Source organism: Corynebacterium jeddahense (genome assembly GCF_028609865.1).
GTDB lineage: Bacteria > Actinomycetota > Actinomycetes > Mycobacteriales > Mycobacteriaceae > Corynebacterium > Corynebacterium jeddahense.
On sequence record NZ_CP063194.1, the window covers coordinates 2223004 to 2245825 of the forward strand.

The following is a 22822-nucleotide window of genomic DNA, read 5'->3' on the forward strand; positions in this document are numbered from 1 at the left end:
CTTACTTCCACCAAACCAGGAAGGTTTGGAAAAACTCTCGGTTATCGTACAAAACCTTGGCCCCCGCGCCCAAGAGGGCGAACAGGCCGAGCAGGATCGGCAGTAGATCCGGCCGCGAGGACCCGAGGCTCGAGGTCCCCTCGGAGCTCTTGCGTATCGACGCCCCTTCGGCCTCGACCCGCACCCCGAACGAGCCCTGCGACCCGTCGTCGTACGTCACGGTGACCGGGACGGTGATGGTTTCGCCGGCCGCGTCCTCCGGCGCGGTGACGACGAGGGCGTTGCCCTTCGCGTCGAGCTCGACCGTCCAGCCCTTGGCGTCGAACGCGCCGAGGGAGAACGGCTGCTCCACGGCGTGCTCCGGCGTCGGCAGGTCCACGCGCGTGGTGGTGCCGGTGCGGACGGCGGCGGAGACGTCGTCAAGCTTCGTGCCCTGTGCCAGCGTGCGGGCGCCGCCGGCGGTGAGCACGTTGAGGCGCGCGGACGTGATGGTCTGCGAGCCATCCGGGAACGTGACCACGACCGGGATGTCGCGCACGCCCGGCAGCGCGCTGTCGAGCACCACAAGGGTGAGCGCGCCGGTGCCCGGGTCGATCTCGGTGCGAACGCCCAGCATCGGCTTGAGCAGGGAGAACGTCGCTCCGCTCACGCTCGGCTTGAGCACCGTCGACGCGCCGGCACGCAGATCGGTGGTCGGGTAGTCGACCGGGGTGGCCGCCGCCGCGCCGCGCACGACGGTCGCGGGGATCTCCACAGTGCGCTGCGAGCCGTCCGGGAAGGTGACCACGACCGGGATCATCGCCGCGAACGGGTCATCCTCGCCGCCCGGGCGGGCGACGGTGACCGCGCCGGTGGCCGGGTCGACGGACGCCTGCCAGCCGGGGGTGTCGAAGGACGCGGCGAGCGCGAACGTCGTGCCCACCGGGAAGTCGGTGGGCAGCACCGTGGCGGTCGTGCCCTCCGTGACCACGGCGGGGCGCCAGGACACCGCGTGGTCCGTCGCGTCAGACTTCGTCTGCACCGGGACGGTGATCTCCTGCACGGAGCCGTCCGGCAGCACGAGCTTGAGCGGCACGTCGAAGCCGGCGCCCGCCGGGGCGTCAACCGGCACGGAGATGCGGATCGCGCCGGTCTCCGGGTCCACCGTCACCGGCAGGGCCGTGAGGCCGTCGAGCTGGAACCGCGCGCCCTCGGGCAGCGAGCCCACCGGGAAGACGAGGATGCTGCCGTCCTCTTGGTACACCGGCGAGGTGTAGCGGGAGCTGGCCGCCGTCTGGTCCGCCAGGGTGGCGCCGTTGTGGGCCGCGACGTGGGCGGAAATCTGCTTCCGCGTGCCGTCGGAGAACGTCACGGTAACGGAAACGTCGATATCCGCCGCGTTGCCCTCCGGCGCGGTCGCGCGCAGCTCGCCCGTCTCCAGGTTCACGCTCACGTCCCAGCCCTTGTAGTCCGCGTCCGGGTCGGTGAGGCTGTACTCGGTGTACACCGGCAGCTCCTTAGCCACCTGCGGGACGTAGACGGTCTGGCCCGGGCGAGCGCCCATGCCCTCGGCGTAGGCCGGGGTGTAGAACTTCTGGAACTCGGCGGCGTCGACGTCGAACGGCGCGACAACGTCAGTAGTCGTGCCGTCCGGGAAGGTGATGCGCACCGGGACGTTGATCGGGGTGCCAGCGGGCGCATCGAGCGGGGCCTGCAGCGTGACGACGCCCGTCGCCGCATCCACCGTCGCACCCGAGTACGCGGTGCTATAGGTCGTGCCCTTCGGCAGCGGCTGGTCCTCGAGCACGCTGCCGGCGCTCTCAATGTCGCCGACGGGGCGCTGCCCGGAGTTCGATTCGCCCGCGCGAACGTAGGCCGGGCGGTAGCTCGGGGTGATGCGGGCGTTGTCAGCCCCCGGCGCCGCGACCTCGACCGTGATCGTCTTGCGCTGGCCGCTTCGCGTCACAACATCGACGGTGTACGTCCCCAGCGCGGTATTGCGCAGCGGGCGGGCCTCAACCTCGCCCTCCGGGCTGACGGTGATCCAGTCAGGGGCGTCGCCTACGACGCGCACCGCGCCCTCACCCTCGGGCTTAGTCAGCGGCTGCGCGTATTTGCGATCGCCCGCGCGGACGGTGACCGGAGCCCAGGTGTACTCGCCGGTCGGCGCCGGAGCGGTCGGCTCCGTGGTCGACGGCTGCCCGGAGGTCGACGGCTGGTTAGAGGTCGACGGCTTCGTGGTCGTCGTCGGCTCGGTGGTCGGCGTCGGCTGGTCGGAGATCGACGGCTGGTTCGACGCGGAGGGCTTCGTCGTGAGCTGACCGGTGGTCGACGGTTTGGTGGTGGTCGTCGGCGTCGGCTGCTCCGACGTCGTCGGCTGGTCGGAGACCGACGGCTTCGTGGTCGTCGTCGGCTTGGTCGTCGAGGTCGGCTCGGTGGTCGACGGCTTCGTGGTCGTCGTCGGCTTGGTCGTCGAGGTCGGCTGCTCGGACGTGGACGGCTCGGTCGTCGGCTTCGTGGTCGTCGTCGGCTTCGTCGTCGAGGTCGGCTCGGTGGTCGACGGCTTCGTGATCGTCGTCGGCGTCGGCTGCTCCGAAGTAGACGGCTCGGTCGTCGGCTTCGTGGTCGTCGTCGTCTGGTTCGACGTGGTCGGCTTCGTGGTCGTCGTCGGCTTGGTCGTCGAGGTCGGCTGCTCGGACGTGGACGGCTCAGAGGTCGACGGCTTCGTGGTCGTCGTCGGCTCGACGGAGGTGCTCGGCTTCGTCGTCGAAGTCGGCTCGGTGGTCGACGGCTTCGTGGTCGTCGTCGGCTTGGTCATCGAGGTCGGCTGCTCGGACGTGGACGGCTCGGTCGTCGGCTCCGTGGTCGTCGTTGGCTGGTTCGACGTGGTCGGCTTCGTGGTCGTCGTTGGCTGGTTCGACGTGGTCGGCTTCGTGGTCGTCGTTGGCTGGTTCGACGTGGTCGGCTTCGTGGTCGTCGTCGGCTGGTTCGACGTGGTCGGCTCCGTGGTCGTCGTCGGCTTGGTCGTCGAGGTAGGCTGCTCCGACGTGGACGGCTCGGTGGTCGACGGCTTCGTGGTCGTCGTCGGCTCGACGGAGGTGCTCGGCTTCGTCGTCGAAGTCGGCTCAGAGGTCGACGGCTTCGTGGTCGTCGTCGGCTCGACGGAGGCGCTCGGCTTCGTCGTCGAGGTCGGCTCGGTGGTCGACGGCTTCGTGGTCGTCGAGGTAGGCTGCTCCGACGCGGACGGCTCAGAGGTCGACGGCTCAGAGGTCGACGGCTCAGAGGTCGACGGCTCAGTCGTCGGCGTCGGCTGCTCTGAGGTAGACGGCTCGGTCGTCGGTTGCTCCGACGTCGTCGGGGTTGGCTCCTTCACCACGATCGGCACCTTGTCCTGCAGTACCTGGTCATCCTTGGTGATGATGTCCACGGTCGCCTCGTAGCTGCCCGGCTTCGTCGGGGTGCCGGTGATCACGCTGTTCTCGGAGTCGTAGGTCATGCCATCCGGCAGGCCAGAGACCTCGACGGAGGACGCGTTCGACGTGTCCACCGGGATGTTCAGCGGCTGGCCCGCCTCGACCGAGTCCTGCGGCGCGGGGGCGAGCTCCGCGGAGGTCGGCGCCGGGAGGTCCTTCGGGTCCTTCACCGTAATGGTGAATGTCTTCGTCGTGGGTGTGCCGCTCACCGCGGCGGTGACGGTGTACACTCCCGGCGTCGAGGGCGCGCCCTTGAGGTAGACGTGCTGGTAGCGGTTCAGGGCGCGGGAGTCGTCGACGGTCAGGCCGTCGGGCAGGCCGCTCTGGATGCCCAGCTTGGACCCGCTGGGCACCTTCACCGCGCGGATATGCACCGGGTGGATCTCCTTGCCCGCCCAGAAGGTCTGGTATTCCACCGGGTCGATCGCCGGTTCGGGGGCGAGCGCCACGGTCGCGTTGAGCACCTTCCGCGATCCGTCAGCCCAGGTCGTGAGCACGGGGATCGTGAACGTGTCGGAGAGGTTCTCGGCCTCCGCAAGGTCCGGGGTGACGGAGAGCTCGCCTGTGGAAGCGTCGACAAGCTTGACGCCCCAGCCGGACGGCACCTGGCCGGCGATCTCAAAGTGCGTGGGCTTGTGCACCGTCAGCCTGTTCACGTTCGGCTTGAGCGTTGACGTTTGGCCGAAACGCACCGTCGTGGTGCCGCCGTAATTCACCAGCGAGGCCGACGCGTCGGACGCCTGTGCCTCCCCCGCGAGGTGCGGCATGGCCACGGGCTGCACCACGCCGGCCACGAGCGACAGTCCCAGCGCGCACGCCGCCAGCGACGTTCCCCGCCGCGGAGTGGTTGCCTTGCGGTGCTGTCCTGCCATTGGGAGACCCCTTTTATGTCCAACTTAGAAATTGCAAGCCCAAATTACAGTCCGCAATACGGTTCTTGCCATTCGTAAATGTATAGCGTGCTTACCGCATCAGGCAACCTAATGTCTGTAAAACTTGGAAAGAGGGGCCGTCGCGTATCGACGACCCCTCCGGCCCCACCCCTTCAACCAGGCAGCTACGCCACCCGCGCGGCCACCGCGGCGGCCTTCTGCGCGATCGCCAGCTCCTCGTTGGTGGGCACGACCAGCACCTTCACCTTCGACTCGTCGGTGGAGATGATGCGCGGGCCGTCGTTCGGCTGCGCGTTGCGCTCCGGGTCGACCTCGATGCCGTACATCTTGAGGTTATCCAGCGCATCCATGCGGACGTCCTTATCGTTCTCGCCGACGCCGGCGGTGAATGTAATCGCGTCGACGCGGCCGAGTTCGATCATGTAGGAGCCGATGAACCGGCGCAGCTGGTTGATGTAGACGTTGTACGCCAGCCAGGCGTTCTCGTTCTCGTCCTCGATCATCGCGCGCAGCTCGCGGAAGTCGTTCACGCCCGACAGGCCCTTCACGCCGGACTGGCGGTTGAGCAGGTTATCGATCTCGTCGATAGTCATCCCGCCCTGGCGCACGAGGTGGAAGATGATGCCGGGGTCGATGTCGCCGGAGCGCGTGCCCATGACCAGGCCGGCGAGCGGTGTCAGGCCCATCGAGGTGTCAATCGGGTGGCCGTTCGCCACCGCGGAGGCGGACGCGCCGTTGCCCAGGTGCAGCACGATCTGGCGGGTGTGCAGCGGGTCGCGGCCGATGAGCGCCGGAACCTGGGAGGACACGAACTCGTGCGAGGTGCCGTGGAAGCCGTAGCGGCGGATGAGGTTCTGCTCAGCCACGTCCGCGTTGATCGCGTAAAGGGCGGCCGCCGGGGGCAGGTCGCGGAAGAAGCCGGTGTCGAAGACGGCAACGTGCGGAATGTTCGGCAGCAGCGCGCGGGCGACCTCAATGCCGTCGATGTTCGCGGGGTTGTGCAGCGGCGCGAGCGGAATGAGATCCCGGATCATCTCCACGACGGGGTCGACGATGAGCTCCGGCTCCGAGAACACCATGCCGCCGTGGACCACGCGGTGGCCCGCCGCGACGATGTCGAGTTGGGTGGGGCCGATGCCTTTGGCGTCGAGAAGCTTGAATGTCTCCTGCAGCCCCACGGCGTGGGTGGGCACCGCCTTCTGCACGACGAACTTATCGCCGGCGTACTTCACGGTGATGCGGCCCTGCGGCTCGCCGATCTGCTCCACCAGGCCGGAGACGAACGGGGCCTCCGAGGCACCCGCAGTGGGGTCGACAATCTGGAACTTGATAGAGGACGAGCCCGAGTTGATGACGAGGACGTAAGACATTTACTTCGCCCCCGCCTGGATCGCCGTGATGGCGACGGTGTTCACGATGTCCGGCACGGTCGCGCCGCGGGAGAGGTCGTTGACCGGCTTGTTCAGGCCCTGCAGCACCGGGCCGACGGCAAGCGCGCCGCCGGTGCGCTGGGCGATCTTGTAACCCGCGTTGCCGGCCTCGAGGTCGGGGAAGATGAACACGTTGGCCTGGCCCGCAACCGGGGAATCCGGCGCCTTCTTCTTGCCCACGCCCGGGTCGCACGCGGCGTCGAACTGCAGCGGGCCGTCGACAACAAGCTCCGGGTCCGCCTGCTTCGCGGCCTCCACGGCGGCGACGGCGCGGTCCACGTCCGGGCCCGAGCCGGAGGTGCCGGTGGAGTAGGACAGGATGGCCACCTTCGGGTCGATGCCGAACTGCGCGGCCGTCTTCGCGGACACCGCGGCAATCTCGCCGATCTGCTCCGCGGTCGGGTTCGGGTTCACCGCGCAGTCACCGAACGCCCACAGGCGGTCCTGCATAACCATGAGGAAGATCGAGGACACGACGGACGCGCCCGGCGCGGTCTTGATGATCTGGAAGGACGGCTTGATCGTGTGCGCCGTCGTATGCGCGGCGCCGGAGACCATGCCGTCGGCGAGGCCCTTGTGCACCATCATGGTGCCGAAGTAGGAGACGTCCTTCATCGTCTCGCGCGCCTCCTCGACGGTGACGCCCTTCTTCTTGCGCAGCTCCGCGAAGTCGTTGGCGAACTCCTCCGCCAGCTCCGACTCGAGGTGGTTGACCAGGTGCGCCTGGGACAGGTCGAGGCCGAGCTCGGCGGCGCGCGCCTGCATCGCGTCCACGTCGCCGAGGATGGTCAGCTCGGCCACCGCCTGCTTGAGCAGCTGGTCCGCGGCCTGGAGGATGCGGTCGTCGTCGCCCTCGGGCAGCACGATGTGCTTGCGGTTCGCCGTCGCCTGCTCGAGGAGTCGGTGCTCGAAGACCACCGGGCCCATCACCTGCGCGGCGTTCGCCTCCCCCACCTCGATGCCGTCGAGGTCGCCTTCGCTTATCGACGCCACCACGGCCCCCAACGCCTCAATCCGGCGCTGCGCGAGCTTGGCCGCCTTCGCGTCGCCGGCGACGAGCAGCACGGGCACGCCGAGCGCGGCGGCGAGCTCCGCGTCGAAGTTGTAGTCGCCGGTGCCGATGACGAGCGCGCCCTCGGCCGGGACGGCGCCGGAATTGTAGATCTCGGCGACCGTATCGCCCTCGACGCGGACCGGGGAGAGCTCGAGCCTGCCGGCGAGCTGGTCCAGGTCGAGCCCGTCAAGGGTGCGGTTCGCAGCGGTTACGAGCAGGGACTGGTGTTGGGACATGGCTTCACCTTTCGTCGTGGGCAAACATGCACCAGTCTACCGGCGTGGCCCGGGCCCCGAGGGGAAGAAAGATGTGACCTATTTCTCCCTGGCGACGTCGCGCATCGCTCGCACGGCTTGGTCCGTGCGCTGCCTGGCCTCCGCGGCGGAGTCCGCCGTGGCGAGGACCAGGGCGCCGTCGCCAAGCACCCGCACCGTCGTCTCCTCCACCGCCATCGCGGCGGCGAGCTCGCGCATCGACGGGCGCACGCCCGGCACGAACCGGGCGGCGCCGGGGCTAACGAGCGTCGAATCGATGGGCAGGCGCTGCGTCGCGCGAGCTTGCAGGTCGAACTGGTTGATGCGCTGCGTGACAAACGTGACCAGGCCGTCGCGGCTCGGGCGCGGGGTGACCTGCGAGAAGTAGACGTCGTCGCCGGAGACGAACATCTCCACCGAAAAGATGCCGCAGCACGCGAGCGCGCCAGTGATGCGCGCGGCGATCGAGCGCGCGTTGTCCATCGCCCCCTCCGGCAGCGGCGCGGGCTGCCACGCCTCGACGAGTTTGCCGTCGCGGTGGCGGGTGCCGATCGGCTCGCAGAACCACGTGGCCAGCTGTCCCGTCTGCGGATCGATGGAGCGCGCCGCGAGGATGGTCACCTCAAAGTCGAAGTCGATGTAGCGCTCCACCACCGCACCCTGGCCCACTCCCCTATCGGCGTTGCGCCACGCATCCGCGAGGTTCGCGTCGCTGCGTACGAAGCTGAACCCCTCGCCGTCGTTGGACGTGGGCGACTTGACCACGCACGGGTACCCGATGCGCTCAATGGCGTCCTGCATTTCCTGCGGGGTGCGGGCGAACTGGTAATCCAGCGTGGGAAGCCCCAGCTTCTCGCTGGCTTGGGTGCGCACCGCCATGCGGTCCGCGGTGTGACGGCATGCGTCTACAGACGGCGCCACCGTCGCCCCCACCCGCGCCGCCGCCGCCTCGACGTCCTCGATGGTGTCGCTCGCGCCGCCGGTGGTGACGATAATGTCGGGGCGGAACTCGTCCACCGCCCGCGCGCCGCCGGTGCGGGTGTCGAACCCGAGGCGGCGGTACGCCTGCTCCAGCTCCTTCGCCATCGGGGAGGTGCCCAGGATCAGCGCGCGACGCGGCTCAGCGGGATGCGGAACTGTCATGGTCGCCAATTATCCCACAGGAGCGGGCGCGGGCTGGAACGGTGGTAACTCCGCACCCAAAACGCCCCCGCTTCCCGGAAAGGAAGCGGGGGCGCGAGCGCGGCTCTGCAGGTGAGGCGAAGCCTCCGGGCCCGAGCCTTACTTCGTCGGCTTGGTCACCGTGGTCGATTCGACCTTGGTGTAGGTCTTGCCGGACGAACCCTTGAGCTCGAGGTTCTTCGCGGAGCTACCACCACCGGGGGTGCAGTTGTCGTAGATGATCGTGCCGGAGAGGATACCGGCGGCGATCAGCGCGAGGCCTGCACCGACGGTTGCCACGTCGAGGCCGAACTGGCGCAGCTGGGAGTTCACAGCTTCAACCTGGAGCGCGAGGTCCTCGTTGAAGATGCCCATCTGCTGCTGGATCCGGGCGTTTGCCAGGCGGATCTGCTCGGAGTACTGCTCCACGATCGGGGTCAGGCCCGGGATGGCCGTCTGGGTTGCCAGGCCGATCGGGATGAGCAGCAGCAGCGGCAGCCCGAAGCCGACCGAGGTAGCGATGCAGCGGTTGCGCTCATCGTCGGTCAGACCCGGCTTCGGCGTCTCCGTCGGCTTCGGCTCGCTCGTCGGCTTGTCCTCGCCCTTCGGCGTGGATGCCTTGTTGAACGGGTCGGAGCCGCCCTTGATCTCGTCGATGTTGGACACACCGTCGCCGTCAAAGTCGCCGGTCGGGTCCAGGATGGACTTGCCGTCCTTGCCCACCAGCTCGAATTTCGCGTCGCCCGTGAGCGGGTCCTTCACGCCGGAGAGCGTGATGGAGCCCGTCGCGGTCGGCTCGGCGATGCCTTCGAACTGCTTCTTGAAGTCGTCCCAGGACGTGGTGCCGTTCGGGAACTTCTGCTTGAAGGAGTCCTGCAGCTGCGTCTCGGACGGAGCCTGGCCGGTGATCGCGCCCTTGTCGTCGATCGTGAAGGCCCAGTTGTCCGCGCCCTTCGACGGGGTCACGCCGGTCTTCTCGATCGGGGCGTTCACCGTCTGGTCAGCGAACGGGTCCTTCGTCGTGCCCTTCGCACCCGGCTTCACCTGCGTGGCGTCTGCGCCGTATTCCGGAGCGATGACGTTGATGCGCAGGTCGTCGCCGTTCTCGTCGCGGACAGTCTTGCCGTTGCCGTCCTTGATCACCACTCGAGCCTCACCCGGCTTCGTGCCCTTCGGCACGGTCACCGTGATGTTGCCCTCGTTGTCGATCTCCACCTTCGAGCCCGGGATCTCCTTGCCGTTCGGGCCGACAACGGTACCGGTGTAGCCGCCGTCCTTCTTCGGGTTGTCGATGCGGCCGACCGTGTGCCCCTGGCCATCGGCCGGAACGTCCGGCGTGGTGACGCTGGAGGTGTGGGAGCCGTTGTCGTCGCGGTTCTTCTCGTGGCCGGTCACCGGCACCTCGACCTCGACCTTGCCGTTCGGCAGCGACGGATCCTCGATGGTCACGGTGATCGGGCCATCGACATCAGTACCCGGCGTGACGACGACGTTTCCGTCGCCATCGATGGAAGCCTTGACTTCCTTGCCGTCCTCGTCCACCGCGGTGGCCTTGGTGCCCTCGGTCGGGTTCTTCACCACGATGCCGGTCGGCTGCTCATCCTCGGTCGGGTTGACCGGATGGACGCCGTTGCGATCGACCGTGACGCGGTTGTCATCGCGGTTCTTCTCGTGGCCGTTCACCGGCACCTCGACCTCGACCTTGCCGTTCGGCACGTCAGGATCGGTGATGGTCACGGTGATCGGGCCGTCGACGTCCTCGCCCGGGATGACGCGGACCTTGCCCTGGTCGTCGATACGCACGTCAACGTCCTTGCCGTCTTCTTCAAGGCAATTCCCTTCGAAAGGAGTGGGGTGAACAGCGTCAAGGCTTTCAGCAAACATATCATAGACATACGTCTGCGACGTTTGATCAACTGGAGATTACGCCGGCTCACAGTGCACTTCAACGCTTTTTGCCGACAAAGCCGAAAGATTGAAATTGGCTAAGGAATAGCGCTTTTCAAACTTCAGCGGGTGACCACAGCACCCAAGCGTCACCTGTTTGCCAATTGTTCCGTTTCGGTGCCTTTTGTTGACACGTGACCCCACAACGACATACTCGACCCGCCAGGCATATCGGGGCCCCTGAGAGAATCCCTCAAAATCTCTTTTCTACACATGTCCCCGCAATACCCCACCTTGGGGTGACCCCCGCCCACGCACGCAGCACTCCGGATGACACGCCGCATCTGTCAGAACGAATTACACTTTGCATAGCTCTACGATTCTGAGGAGGTCACCATGCAGATCAGATCCTTACGGATGGCGAATTTCCGGCGGTTTGACCATCTCGAAGTCGATTTCGATCCAAAACTGACCGTAATAGCTGCGCGCAACGGCAAAGGAAAAACGACAGTGCTCGAAGCCACCGCACTTGCACTCGGTCCGTTTGTTGGCGCGTTCGATGAAAGTCGCGGCGAGAACATCAAACCCAGCGACGCCCGCTTCACTGGAGTGGAACGCGAAGGCGACAACGAGCAAGCATTTCCAGTTGTCATTGACGCGGTATTCAACAACCCCGTCCTGCGGTCAACCCGCGAACTTCGCGGTGCCAAGCGTTCAACTACAACCGGCGGTTCTCGCAATTTCGCGGACTACGGCAAGACGCTGCAGGACGCGGTTCGGGAATACCAACCAGTGGTTCTTCCGGCAGTTTGCTACTACAGCTCAAAGCGTTTGTGGGTGCACCACAACCGTAGTTCATTGAAAGCGGAGAGCAAGAGCCGGACCGCGGGGTACACCGATTGCCTGTCTGCCATGTCCAGCTTTAACCAGCTCACCGAGTGGGTGAAAAAGGCCGAGCTAGTAGATCTGCAACAACAGCAGCGATTCGAAGGCGTACCAGTCGATTCTTCGAGGCTCCGCGGCGTTTCAGAAACTGTCTCCTACATGTTGCAAGACGAAGGCTGGTCCGACTTTCACTACGACTTTGGCGCAGATGCACTCGTCTTGCGACACGCTGACCACGGCAAATTGCCCGTAAACATGCTCAGTGACGGTATTCGCGCGATGACCACGCTTGCAGCTGATCTTGCGCGCCGAGCTTGCCAGCTCAATCCCAGCCTCGGAGCCAGTGCCCCTCAACAAACTCCAGGCGTGGTCCTTGTCGATGAGGTGGACCTCCACCTCCATCCCGAATGGCAGCAACGCGTATTGGGTGGGCTTACGCGGGCTTTTCCCGCCATACAGTTCATTGTGAGCACCCACAGCCCACAAGTCCTCAGTTCCGTTTCGCACCAGAACATCCGCACAATCTATCAAGATGCCGATGGACACTGGCAGGCAGAGGAGCCCCGCGAAGAGATCGTGGGCTTGTCGAGCGAAGTCGCCCTTTCCCAAGTCATGCGTGTCAACCCGAAGCCCCCGGTAGATGAGAAAGACATGCTAAACGAGTACACCAACCTGATCGAGCAAGGCTTGTCCCGGTCAGCCCAGGCGCTTGACCTTCGCACGTCGCTAGAAAATACCTATGGTGACGGCCACCAGGTACTCAGAGACGCCGACCGCCTCATCCGATTTCAAGATCTGAAACTGCGGCGAGCAGGGCAGGAACAAAAATCACGATGAGAAAACTCCAACGCCCCGGTGCACCCGCGGTGCTCGAAGAGTTAACCCGGCGTGGCGCAACCTGGTCCGGTGTCACACGCACCGAGAAAAAGTTGATCCGACGCCCGCTCGAAGCGATGTCCATGCGGGGCAAGAGCTTGTTTTGCAACTACTGCGAATCGAAGGTCCAACCCGCCAGAGGCCACATCGAGCATCTCACAGCTCGCGCTTCCGACCCGGCTCTTGAGTTCGTTTGGGGCAACCTTTTCCTCAGCTGCGACTCGAATGCCCATTGCGGGCACTTCAAAGATTCGTCACGTGGAGTTGCATACTCGCCCGACCTAGTTATTCACCCGGACGTTGATGACCCCGACAACTTTCTCCAATTCTTCTCGTCCGGGGAAGTACAACCGCGCCAAGGACTCGATCCGGGTTCCCAAACTCGAGCTCTCACTACTATTCAAGCGCTTAACCTCAATGACCCAGACCTTGTTCAAGCGCGTGCAGGACTAGCGCGCCAAGCGAGAGCGATGGTGTTTGACTACCTCGATTCGATTGAGGCGCTGACGCCCACGGATCGCGCGGAACTGTTCGCGGACGAGATCGCGGCCTTCGCGGGCTCACCGTTTTTCACTACGGTTCGCCAATTCTTCATCGAAGGCTAAGCGTCGCCTTTTAGGAGGAGGCTAGGAACCGGGAGGACGTCGATAAGCAAAAAGCCTCAAAAAGGCCGCCGCCCACTCCTGCGATAGAGCGGGCTGCGGCCTCGCGCGTGCGGTCAGATTACGGGACCGTCAGTGGCGTCCTACTTCCCGGCCGGGGTCGTGGTCGGGGCTGCCTTGGAAGTGGTCAGCTTGCCCGAGCGCTCCGAGGAGCGGTAGGTGTTGCCGGACGAGCCCTCCAGGCGCGGGTCCTCAACCGAGCTCTTCATGTCATCCGGGCCGCAGGCCTCGAAGATGATCGTGTCGGCGCGGATGCCAGCCGCGATCAAGGCCAGGCCCGCACCGACGGTGGCGACGTCAAGACCGAACTTGCGCAGCTGCGCATCGATCTCCGCCACCTGGACGGCGGTGGACGGGTTGGAGATGCCCAGCTGGCGCTGGAGCTGCGCGTTCGCCTGCTCGATCTGGACGGAGACCTGCTCCACCACCGGGGTCAGGCCCGGGATGGCCATCTGGGTGGCCAGGCCGATCGGGATCAGCGCGATCAGCGGGATGCCCAGGTTCACCGAGGCGGCGATGCACTTCGGCTCCACCGTCTGGGTTGCCGTGGCGGTGGTGGTGCCGGCGGCCTTGTCGGCGATCTTGAAGGTCACCTCGCGGGTGTCCAGCACCTTGCCCTCCTCGCTGGTGGAGGTGAAGGTCACCTTGAACTCGCCAGCCTTGGTCGGGGTGCCGGTGATCTTGCCGTCCTTGAAGGTCAGGCCGTCGGGCAGCTTTGCGCCGTCCGCAAGCGCCACGGTGGCGTTGTCGGCGGTGACCTCGATGGCGTCGATCGCCGTGCCCACCGTGCCGTTGAACGCGCCCTGGACGCGGATCGTGCCCGCCGGAGCGTCCTTCACCTTCGGGTTCAGGCCGCGGTTGATCTCATCGCCGTCGTTGATGCCGTCGCCGTCGGTGTCAGCGTTGGTCGGATCCAGGCCGCGGATGATCTCCTCGCGGTTGGACACGCCGTCTTACAGAGAAGCTATCTTCTACCCCGGTTCGGGGGTAGACGCTTTCGTCGATAAGCGAAAAGCCCCTACCGCTCCATGACGTCGTGGCGCACGATCGTCTGATCGCGGCCCGGGCCGACGCCGATGTAGCTGATCGGCGCGCCGGAGAGCTCCTCGAGGCGCAGCACGTAGTCCTGGGCCTTCTGCGGCAGCTCGTCGAAGGTCGTGCACGAGGTGATGTCCTCGTCCCACGCCGGCATCGTCTCGTAGATCGGTGTGGCGTGGTGGAAGTCGGTCTGGGTGAGCGGCATCTCGTCGAAGCGCGTGCCGTCGACGTCGTAGGCAACGCAGATCGGGATCTCCCCGATGCCGGTGAGCACGTCGAGCTTGGTCAGGAAGAGGTCCGTGAAGCCGTTGACGCGCGAGGCGTAGCGCGCGATCACGCTGTCGTACCAGCCGGTGCGGCGTTTGCGGCCGGTGTTCACGCCGACCTCGCCACCGGTGACCTGGAGGAACTCGCCCCACTTGTCAAAGAGCTCCGTCGGGAACGGGCCGGCGCCCACGCGGGTGGTGTACGCCTTGATAATGCCCAGCGACGCCGTAATGCGCGTCGGGCCAATGCCGGAGCCCACGCACGCGCCGCCGGCGGTGGGGTTCGAGGAGGTGACAAACGGGTAGGTGCCGTGGTCGACGTCGAGCATCGTGGCCTGGCCGCCCTCCATGAGCACGTGCTTTCCCTCGTCCAGCGCGTCGTTGAGCACGCGCTCCGCGTCGATAACCATGGGCGCGAGCCGCTCGGAGTAGCGCCCGAAGTAGTCCATGGTCTCCTCGACGCTGATGGCGCGGCGGTTGTACATCTTCACCAGCATCTGGTTCTTCACATCGAGGGCGGACTCGATCTTCTGGCGCAGGATGGACTCGTCGAAGACGTCCTGGACGCGCAGGCCCACACGCGCCACCTTGTCCGCGTACGTCGGGCCGATGCCGCGGCCTGTCGTGCCGATGGCGCGCTTGCCCAGGAAGCGCTCCTGCACCCGGTCGAGCTGCTGGTGGTACGGGGCGACGAGGTGCGCGTTGGCGCTGACCTTCAGCCGGGAGGCGTGCGCGCCACGGGCCTCGAGCCCGTCGATCTCGTCGAAGAGCGCCTCGAGGTTGACCACCACGCCGTTGCCCAGGATCGGGGTGGCGTTCTCGCTGAGTACGCCGGCGGGCAGGAGCTTCAGCTCGTACTTCTCGCCGCCGACCACGACGGTGTGCCCCGCGTTGTTGCCACCGTTCGGCTTGACCACGTAATCCACCTTGCCGCCGAGGATGTCGGTCGCCTTGCCTTTGCCCTCGTCGCCCCACTGGGCCCCGACGATGATGATGGCTGACATCGCACACTCCTTATATACGGCGCATTAACGGCCATATTGTAGCGTGAGGCCCATGCGGCTCATCCACTGCGCGTGCGGCGCCGAGACCACCATTCCGGGGGCCGAGGAGCATCTGCTTAGCGACGCCCCCTCGCGGTCCGACCTCACCTTCCTCACCGACGCCGCCCGGGAGCTCCTCCCCGTCGACCCCACCCCCTCGCTCGACGAAATCCAGCGCAGCCCCAACGTCGCCCATCTCGGCGAGCCTGCCTTCGCGCCCCAGGAGCCCGCGGAACGCCTCCGCGTCGTCGTTTCCGGCACGGATCGCTCGCTCGGGCTGGTGCTCACCCGCCTCATGCGCGCCGACGCGATGTGGGTCGAGGTCGGGTACGTGCCCGTCGATACGCAATCGCCCGCCGCTGTGCTGTGGGGCGCCGGGCCGGTCGAGCTCGCCGTCGAGGGGGCGGTGCGGCCCGCGCCGTGCATCCGCACCGACTTCGGCGAGGTGGTCGCCGGATCCGCCGAGCTCATGCGCGGCGGGGGCGAGCGACCGTTTGTCGGCGAGGTCGTCGTCGACTCGGCGGTCCTCGTCCCCGGCGACGGCGACTTCGGCGCCCGCCTCGTGCCCACTGTCGACGCGCCGGGCCTCGCCGCCACGCCCGTGACCACGCCGTTCGTGCCCTCGCGCCGCCTGCTGCGCCGCGTCCCGGTCGCGCGCACGGACGCCTCCCGCGTCCTTTCGGGTCGCGCGCTGCAGTCGGGGGGCGAGGACATCGCCGTGCGTATCGACGCCCACCTCCGGCCCCGCACCGTCAACCGCGTGACCTTCTACCGCCATTTGCGCGACATTCAGAGCGTCCGCGGCGCTTAAAATTGACAATGTGATTTATATCACACTGGGGATATTGTGGCGTTTAGTTAGCGTTTCGTTACCTCCCCGGCGTTCGAACGTGCTGTAGTTTTCGTCGGTTTACGCTGAGCCGGTTTGCTTTACCGCACGTCAGTGGGCTAAGCGGCGCGCTACCGGAAAGCGCAGCGTTTCGCTTCCAAACATACGTTTGCTAGGGTTGTTTTGGACACTCGTTCAGACGGGGTGTGGCGTGGCTAACTACATTCGGTTTTGTTCCCGCAACGACCGAGCGAATCCCGCTCGACAGCATGCGGAACCAGACAAATCTCACAACCTGAATCTTTAAGGAGAATCATGGCTGACTTTAACCGCATCGAGGACCTCGCAAACGCTACCGCTTACGACGTGAACGGCGACAAGGTTGGTGGCGTCAAGGACGTCTACGTCAACGACACCACCGGCCAGCCGGACTTCGTTTCCGTCAACCACGGCCTCTTCGGTGGCGGCGACTCCATCGTTCCGCTGCGCGGCCACTCCCTGCGCGATGGCGAGCTGCACCTCGCATTCGCTAAGGACCGCATCGAGGACGCTCCGGATCTCGACGAGAACGGCCACCTCACCACCGAGGACCAGGAGGCCTTCTACCGCCACTACGGCCTCGAGGGCACCGAGGACGTGACCACCTACGAGACCGACAACCGCTTCGCTCAGGGCGCTGCCGCTGGTGCGGGCGCTGGCGCTGGCTACGCTGCCGGCGAGGGCGTCGACACTGACCGTCGCGACTCCGTCGAGGGCGACCGCCGCGACGAGAACGGCGAGATCATCCGCTCCGAGGAGCAGCTCAACGTCTCCAAGGACCGCGTTGAGTCCGGCCAGGTCCGCCTGCGCAAGTACGTTGTCAACGAGACCGAGACCGTCGAGGTTCCGGTTGAGCGTGAAGAGGTCCGCGTTGTCCGCGAGCCGATCACCGACGCTGACCGCGCTAACTACGACGGCACCATCGGCGAGCAGGAGGCTTCCGTCACCCTGCACGAGGATCGCGTGAACGTCTCCAAGGAGTCCGTCCCGGTTGAGAAGATCTCCCTCGAGAAGGACACCGTCCGCGACACCGAGCGTGTTTCCGAGGAGGTCCGCAAGGAGCGCTTCGAGACCGACGGCGTTGTTGAGGGCGACCTGCGCGACGGCGACGTCCGCGACGCTGACCGCGACAACCTGCGCTAAGCACACCGCTAGCACCTGCTAGCAATTGCAACACCCCGGCCGGGATTTTCCCGCCGGGGTTTTTGCCGCGCCGCGTCAGTGGAGGTCGCGCGTCAGTCGAGGTCGAAAGACTCCGGCTCGAAGCGCGGCGTTGACGACGTTGGCGCCAGCGCCGCCACCGCCGATTCGCGGGACATGCCGCACACCATGAGCAGGTCCACGATGAGGGAGCGTGTCTGCGCCAGGACCGCGTAGGCCGAAAGCACCGCGTCCTCCGGCAGCGCCGACATACCGGCGTTCTGCGCCGCGCCGCGCAGCTGATTGACGCACTCCGGGATCACGTTCGCCTGGGCGACTCGCGAGTTCACGTCGTACACCTCCGAGATCTCCAGGCACACGTGCGCGAGCGTGTCCAGGATCTCCACCTGCTGCGGGCTGCACGCATCATTGTCCTCGACGAGCACCCGGGCGCGCCGCGCCAGGACCCGGGAGGTGCGCACCGCATTGTCCACCGGCGGGATCACGCGGGCCAGCGAGTTGATGTAGCGGCGCGTGCCCCAGAGGAACGGCGAGACCCGGCTCGCCTCCTCGCCCGATTTCACGGCGGAGGCTAGGTCGTCGATGCCGGTCTGGGAGCCGCGGATGATCTCGAGGGCTTCGTCGATGATCTCGGCGTCGCCGTGTCGGAGGCCTTTGGCGACGTCGTCAAGCACTGAACTCATAATGCCCATCACCTTCGACACCTCCGCCCGCGCCGACGCCATCGGCGCCTGTGGGATGAGCGCGATTGTGGCGAGGGCGACCACGCAGCCGATGAACGCGTCGACGGTGCGGTCGATGCCGGTAACCTCGGCGCCCGGCGGCATGATGGTGGCGATGAGGATCGCACCGATGGCGGCCTGGTTGTTGATGAGCACTGAGCTGGAGAAGAACGACGCGATGAGCAGCGACCCGGCGACGATGACGGCGATCTGCCAGCCGCCGGCGCCGAGGCGGTAGAAGATGAGGTCGCCCACGAGCACGCCGAGGATGCACCCGAGCGCCATGTCGACGGACTTGGAGACGCGGTCCCCGCCCGTCATCCCGACGATGATGACCACGGTGATCGGTGCGAAGAACGGGCGTGGGTGCCCGGCGACGTCGTGGGCGAGGTAGTAGGCGAGGCCCGACGCGAGCCCGGTCTGCATGATCGGGAGAAAGCGCTTGCGCACCCGCTTCAGCCGCGCCTGCAGCGATTTGTCTACCAGCTCGAGCCGCTCGCGCGTGCCCATCCTCTGTTTCGCCATGGTTAGACAGTGTAGGGCGTCGGCTCGTGGCAAAAGCAGCCCGGCAGGCACCTGAGCCAAAAACGCCGAACCTCCGGTCAGCGGGGCTGGCCGGAGGTGGCGTCGATACGCAAACTGCTACTTGGAGACGGACTTGCCCACGGAGCGGAGGTCCTGGCACGTCTCGATGACGCGCTCGGACATGCCCTGCTCAGCCTTCTTCAGGTAGGAGCGCGGGTCATAGGCCTTCTTGTTGCCCACCTCGCCGTCGATCTTGAGCACGCCGTCGTAGTTCTCGAACATGTGGGCGGCGATCGGGCGGGTGAAGGCGTACTGGGTGTCGGTGTCGACGTTCATCTTCACCACGCCGTAACCGAGGGCCTCCTCGATCTTCTCCTTCTCGGAGCCGGAGCCGCCGTGGAAGACGAAGTCGAACGGCTTGGCGCCGTCCTCGAGGCCGAGCTTCTTCGCGGCAACCTTCTGGCCCTCGTCGAGCACCGACGGGCGCAGCTCGACGTTGCCCGGCTTGTACACGCCGTGGACGTTGCCGAACGTCGCGGCGAGCAGGTAGCGGCCGTTCTCACCGGTGCCGAGGGCGTCGATGGTCTTCTCGAAGTCCTCCGGCGAGGTGTAGAGGTTCGCGCCGTGCTTCGCGTGCACGCCGTCCTCCTCGCCGCCGACGACACCGATCTCAACCTCGAGGATGATGTTCGCGGCGTGCGCCTTGGCCAGCAGCTCCTGGGCGATCTCGAGGTTCTCGTCGATCGGGATCGCGGAGCCGTCCCACATGTGGGACTGGAACAGCGGCAGCTCGCCGCGGTCAACGCGCTCCTGCGAGATGGCGATGAGCGGGCGGACGTACTCGTCGAGCACCTCCTTCTGGCAGTGGTCGGTGTGCAGCGCGATGTTCACGTCGTAGTGCTGCGCGATCTCATGCGCGAACGCGGCGAGGGCCTGAGCGCCCGCGACCTTGTTCTTCACGCCCAGGCCGGACCCGAACTCCGCGCCGCCGGTGGAGAACTGGATGATCCCGTCCGACTCCGCCTCGGCGAAACCCTTGATGGCGGCGTTGATCGTCTCGGACGACGTGCAGTTGATCGCCGGGAACGCGAAGCCGCCCTTCTTCGCGGTGTCCAGCATCTGGTTGTAGACCTCGGGGGTTGCGATAGGCATAGGATTCCTCCTGCTAGCGGGTTCAGTTACACCTCAAGTATGCCCGTTTTACGCCTCCATCGCAGCGACCTTCGCCGCCGCCTCGAGCAGCATCCAGCCGGAGAGCTGGACCGAGAGGTCGCGCTCGTCGATACGCAAGAGCCCCACCGCTTCGCTTATCGACGAAGGCCCAAGGCCGTAATTGTGCGGGAGCTTCGCATCCTGCGTCCACTCGGCCGCGAACACGGGCAGGCCGTCCACCTCGAGGCGGTGGGACCAGAGCGACTCGGCGGACTGCATGACCAGGCGCGCCGCGATCTTCTTCGTGGCGATGTTCTCCTTCGAGTCCGCGGGCAGGCGCAGCGCGACCTCGGCGAGGTAGCGCGCGAGGATGCCCTTGAACAGGCCGCCGTCGCCCTCGCCGGACTCCTGCGGCGGGCTGACGAGCACGCCCTGCGGGGTGGCCAGGTCGAGCGCAACCGACTGGACAATCGCCCGGATGTGGGTGATGTAGAACATGGACGCGTCCGCGCGCTCGGAGTACTCGAAGGAGTCGATCGGCTCGTCGTGATCGAGGCCGACGTCCTCGCGCAGGGCGAGCGCGATCTCCAGGCTCGCGCCGAGGACGGTGCCCTGGTTGTAGGTGTAGACCTTGTCCACCACCTCGGGCCCGCTCATGCGCATGCGGATGCCGTCGTCGAGCAGGCCGTCCTCGCGCACGAGGTTGTCGAAGATCCAGTCCACGATCTCGCGGGCCTTGTCCAGGCGGCCGGTGGTGGCGAAGATGATCGCGGCCGGCGCGTTCGAGGGGACGTTGTAGAACGTCTCGCCCTTGCGCCAGGGCAGCACGCCGGTCACCGGGTCGATGCCGGCGAGCAGGTCGAACTCGAGCTCGCCGAGCGCCCGGGTGCGCTTGATCCCGTCGAGCTGCGTCGCGCGGTTCCACGCGAGGGTGAGCCAGGCTTTGTCGTCGTAGTGCAGGTTCGCGGTGAGCTTGCCCCGGTTGCGGCGCTGGATCCCGCGCAGCGTGTCCGCGATGCGCCGGCGCCGGGTCTTCGTCCCGCGGCGCAGCGCGGCGTCCACCTGGCAGTCGAGGTACTGCGCCTGCCACCAGTAGTGCCAGTGCCAGAACAGGTGGTCCTTCAGCCCCGGCGGCCACGTGACCACCGCGAGGTTCGTTTTCGGCATGCCCCACAGCTTCTTGGCGTGGCGCTCGGTGACGGCTGATTCAGCCAGGTCGGCGCGGTGCGCCCACGTTTCCGTCACAGGGGATTCTCCTCTTGGTCAGCAATTCGTTTCTATATTGCCAGAGGTATTGGTTTCGTTTCACCGGTTCGGTTGGGGGTGGGTGTGCGAGGCAATGAGGACAATATTGACCTCATTGCCTCTACCATGCCCCCGACAGGTCCGCGTGTTGGCGGATCCAGGCGTGCATCGCGATGCCCGCCGCCACGCCTGCGTTGAGCGAGCGCGTCGAGCCGAACTGGGCGATTGAACACGTCATCACCGCGGCGTCCTGCGCCGCCCGCGTCACGCCGGGGCCCTCCTGGCCGAAGAGGAGGACGCACTCGCGCGGCAGCTCGGCCGTCTCCAGCGGCACGCAGCCCGGCGTGTTGTCGATGGCCACGACCGGGATGCCCTCCCCGTCCGCCCACGCGAGCAGGTCCGCGACCGTCTCGTGGTGGCGGATGTGCTGGTAGCGGTCAGTGACCATCGCGCCGCGCCGGTTCCACCGCTTCCGGCCGACGATGTGCACCTCCTTGGCCAAAAACGCGTTGGCGGTGCGCACGACGGTGCCGATGTTCATGTCGTTCTCGAAGCTCTCGATGGCCACGTGGAACGGGTGGCGGCGCCGGTCGAGGTCCGCGACCACGGCGTCGAGGGACCAGTAGCGGTACGCGTCCACCACGTTGCGGGTGTCGCCCCCGGCGAGGAAGGCCGGGTCGTAGCGGGAGTCGTCCGGCCACGGGCCCTCCCACGGGCCGACGCCGTGGCGGCCCTCGTTCCACTCGGTGGGGCCGCGGTCGCTCGGGGTGGGGCTGGGCTCGCCGGAGGTGGCGTCGTTACGCAAGCCCGAGATCCTCGAGGCCGAGGAGGTAGCGGTACTCCAGGCCGGCGTCGTGGAGGGCCTGCTCGGCGCCCGTCGCGCGGTCGACAACGGTGGCCACCGCGACCACCTCGGCGCCCTCCGCGCGGCACGCCTCGACGGCGGTGAGCGGGGAGTTGCCGGTCGTGGTCGTGTCCTCCACCACGAGCACGCGCTTGCCCTCGATCGACGGGCCCTCGATGCGGCGCTGCATGCCGTGCTTCTTCGCCTCCTTGCGCACGACGAATGCGTCGATCGGGCGGCCGTCGGCGTGCATGATCGCGGTGGCCACCGGGTCCGCGCCGAGGGTGAGGCCGCCGACCGCGTCGAAGTCGAGGTCCGCGGTGAGCTCGCGGAGCAGCTGGCCGATCAGCGGGCTGGCCTCGTGGTGCAGCGTCGCGCGGCGCAGGTCAACGTAGTAGTCGGCCTCCTTGCCGGACGAGAGCGTGACCCGGCCGTGCACCACCGCGAGCTCCTTGACCAGCTCGGCGAGACGATCCTTCTTGGTGTTCATAGTTCCTCCTCAAAAATCGATGATGGCTTTTGCGTGCGCCGCACCCGGGTGAGATCCGTCCGGTGCTCCTCGCCGCCGATCGGCTCGACGTCGTCGGTGCCGAGGGCGCGCTCCTCCACCTCGCCGCGCGCGCCGCCGGTGGAGCGGGTGGGCAGCTCGATGGGTTCCTCGGGGCGCGCGACGAGCTCCGGCTCCTCGGGCGCCGGCTGTTCGACGGTCTCCTCCCGCGCGGGGGCGGGGCCGCGCAGGTACGGCAGCTCGAGGGGGGGTGCGTCGCGCGGCGGCAGGGTGCGCGCCGCGTCCGCGAGCAGCGCGAGCGGGGCCAGGGTCGCGTCGAGGTCGGCCGCCTCGGCCCCGGGCGCGAGCTCGGCGATCGCCCACGCACCCTCGAACCACACCGCGCGCACCGCGGCGGGCAGCTGGTCGAGGGCCGTACGCACTCGCGTATCGACGAAGCGCAGCGCCGGCCCTGGGTGCGTCGTAAAACACGCGAGGCCCTGCTCCTCCCCAACCGCGACGAGATCCTCCGACGCCTCACCGGCCGCGTCCGGCCGGAACCCGGCGCGCCGGAAGTCCACCACGACGTCGCTCTCCGCCCCGGTGCCCATGGCGACGACGGTGGCTTCGCCCAGGTCGGCGACGTAGGCATCGTGCCCGTACGCCGTGCCCGAGGCGACGCTGCGGGCTACCGCGCCCGCGGAGGCGGCCCCCCGCTTCCACTCGGCAGAAAGCAGCTCGTCGGACCTGGTGAAGCCGAACCCGTGCTCGCGGGCCCACGCGCGGCGGGCCTTCGCGCCGCTGCTCGTTCTTTCCGACGCAAGCAGCGCGACCGCGCCCGCCAGCGAGGCGAGCGCGAGGAGGAAAAGCAACGTGACCATCGAGAAGGATGTTACCGCGCTGCATCGGCCGCTCGG

General features: G+C 66.9%; 17 protein-coding genes. 4 read left to right on the plus strand and 13 right to left on the minus strand.

The features are described from left to right. Position 1: 1 nt before the first annotated feature. The 5 genes from CJEDD_RS10780 to CJEDD_RS10800 all read right to left on the minus strand — a co-directional run bounded on the left by CJEDD_RS10780 (position 2) and on the right by CJEDD_RS10800 (position 10047). Positions 2-4324 (minus strand): Rib/alpha-like domain-containing protein, encoded by a 4323-nt coding sequence (locus tag CJEDD_RS10780; RefSeq protein ID WP_273657522.1) that lies wholly within the window; start codon positions 4322-4324, stop codon positions 2-4. Between the two features lie 185 nt (positions 4325-4509). After that, on the minus strand, positions 4510-5715 hold the full coding sequence (locus CJEDD_RS10785) for an acetate kinase (RefSeq protein ID WP_042405527.1): 1206 nt from the start codon (positions 5713-5715) through the stop codon (positions 4510-4512). After that, a complete protein-coding gene (pta, locus tag CJEDD_RS10790; protein ID WP_042405525.1) occupies positions 5716-7065 on the minus strand; it encodes a phosphate acetyltransferase in 1350 nt (449 codons plus the stop codon). A 78-nt stretch (positions 7066-7143) separates the two neighbouring features. After that, entirely contained in the window at positions 7144-8226 is a 1083-nt protein-coding gene (locus tag CJEDD_RS10795) for an ATP-grasp domain-containing protein (RefSeq protein ID WP_042405523.1), read from the minus strand. Positions 8227-8364: 138 nt separating this feature from the next. After that, positions 8365-10047 (minus strand): hypothetical protein, encoded by a 1683-nt coding sequence (locus CJEDD_RS10800; RefSeq protein WP_042405521.1) that lies wholly within the window; start codon positions 10045-10047, stop codon positions 8365-8367. A 480-nt stretch (positions 10048-10527) separates the two neighbouring features. On the opposite strand from CJEDD_RS10800, the gene CJEDD_RS10805 reads away from it, so the two are divergent. Together CJEDD_RS10805 and CJEDD_RS10810 are read left to right on the plus strand one after the other, a co-directional pair. Further along, on the plus strand, positions 10528-11853 hold the full coding sequence (locus CJEDD_RS10805) for an AAA family ATPase (RefSeq protein WP_042405519.1): 1326 nt from the start codon (positions 10528-10530) through the stop codon (positions 11851-11853). Continuing rightward, on the plus strand, positions 11850-12497 hold the full coding sequence (locus CJEDD_RS10810; protein WP_074432479.1) for a retron system putative HNH endonuclease: 648 nt from the start codon (positions 11850-11852) through the stop codon (positions 12495-12497). The genes CJEDD_RS10805 and CJEDD_RS10810 overlap by 4 nt, the downstream gene beginning before the upstream one ends. 140 nt (positions 12498-12637) lie before the next feature. Here CJEDD_RS10810 and CJEDD_RS10815 read toward each other — a convergent pair whose 3' ends face one another. Together CJEDD_RS10815 and CJEDD_RS10820 are read right to left on the minus strand one after the other, a co-directional pair. Continuing rightward, entirely contained in the window at positions 12638-13501 is an 864-nt protein-coding gene (locus tag CJEDD_RS10815; protein ID WP_042405517.1) for a putative Ig domain-containing protein, read from the minus strand. Between the two features lie 71 nt (positions 13502-13572). Continuing rightward, the gene (locus tag CJEDD_RS10820; RefSeq protein ID WP_042405516.1) at positions 13573-14862 is read right to left on the minus strand and encodes an adenylosuccinate synthase; all 1290 of its coding nucleotides are present in this window, start codon (positions 14860-14862) and stop codon (positions 13573-13575) included. A gap of 52 nt (positions 14863-14914) precedes the next feature. On the opposite strand from CJEDD_RS10820, the gene CJEDD_RS10825 reads away from it, so the two are divergent. Both CJEDD_RS10825 and CJEDD_RS10830 read left to right on the plus strand, forming a co-directional pair. Further along, the gene (locus CJEDD_RS10825; RefSeq protein WP_042405514.1) at positions 14915-15712 is read left to right on the plus strand and encodes a hypothetical protein; all 798 of its coding nucleotides are present in this window, start codon (positions 14915-14917) and stop codon (positions 15710-15712) included. A 333-nt stretch (positions 15713-16045) separates the two neighbouring features. Then, positions 16046-16912 (plus strand): PRC and DUF2382 domain-containing protein, encoded by an 867-nt coding sequence (locus CJEDD_RS10830; protein WP_042405512.1) that lies wholly within the window; start codon positions 16046-16048, stop codon positions 16910-16912. Between the two features lie 92 nt (positions 16913-17004). On the opposite strand, the gene CJEDD_RS10835 is transcribed toward CJEDD_RS10830, so the two are convergent. The 6 genes from CJEDD_RS10835 to CJEDD_RS10860 all read right to left on the minus strand — a co-directional run bounded on the left by CJEDD_RS10835 (position 17005) and on the right by CJEDD_RS10860 (position 22786). Then, positions 17005-18177, minus strand: coding sequence for an FUSC family protein (locus CJEDD_RS10835; protein WP_042405510.1), 1173 nt, complete (start codon positions 18175-18177; stop codon positions 17005-17007). Between the two features lie 117 nt (positions 18178-18294). Then, positions 18295-19329 (minus strand): class II fructose-bisphosphate aldolase, encoded by a 1035-nt coding sequence (gene fbaA / locus CJEDD_RS10840; protein WP_042405508.1) that lies wholly within the window; start codon positions 19327-19329, stop codon positions 18295-18297. 48 nt (positions 19330-19377) lie between these two features. Further along, positions 19378-20574 (minus strand): glycoside hydrolase family 76 protein, encoded by a 1197-nt coding sequence (locus CJEDD_RS10845; RefSeq protein ID WP_042405506.1) that lies wholly within the window; start codon positions 20572-20574, stop codon positions 19378-19380. Positions 20575-20695: 121 nt separating this feature from the next. Then, positions 20696-21388: a TrmH family RNA methyltransferase gene (locus CJEDD_RS10850; protein WP_074432480.1), complete on the minus strand. Its 693-nt coding sequence runs from the start codon at positions 21386-21388 to the stop codon at positions 20696-20698. Beyond that, positions 21372-21908, minus strand: a complete 537-nt coding sequence (pyrE, locus tag CJEDD_RS10855; RefSeq protein ID WP_042405503.1) for an orotate phosphoribosyltransferase — start codon at positions 21906-21908, stop codon at positions 21372-21374. Before pyrE ends, CJEDD_RS10850 begins: the two co-directional genes overlap by 17 nt. Next, positions 21905-22786: a type III secretion system chaperone family protein gene (locus tag CJEDD_RS10860; protein ID WP_052333720.1), complete on the minus strand. Its 882-nt coding sequence runs from the start codon at positions 22784-22786 to the stop codon at positions 21905-21907. Before CJEDD_RS10860 ends, pyrE begins: the two co-directional genes overlap by 4 nt. Positions 22787-22822 lie beyond the last annotated feature (36 nt).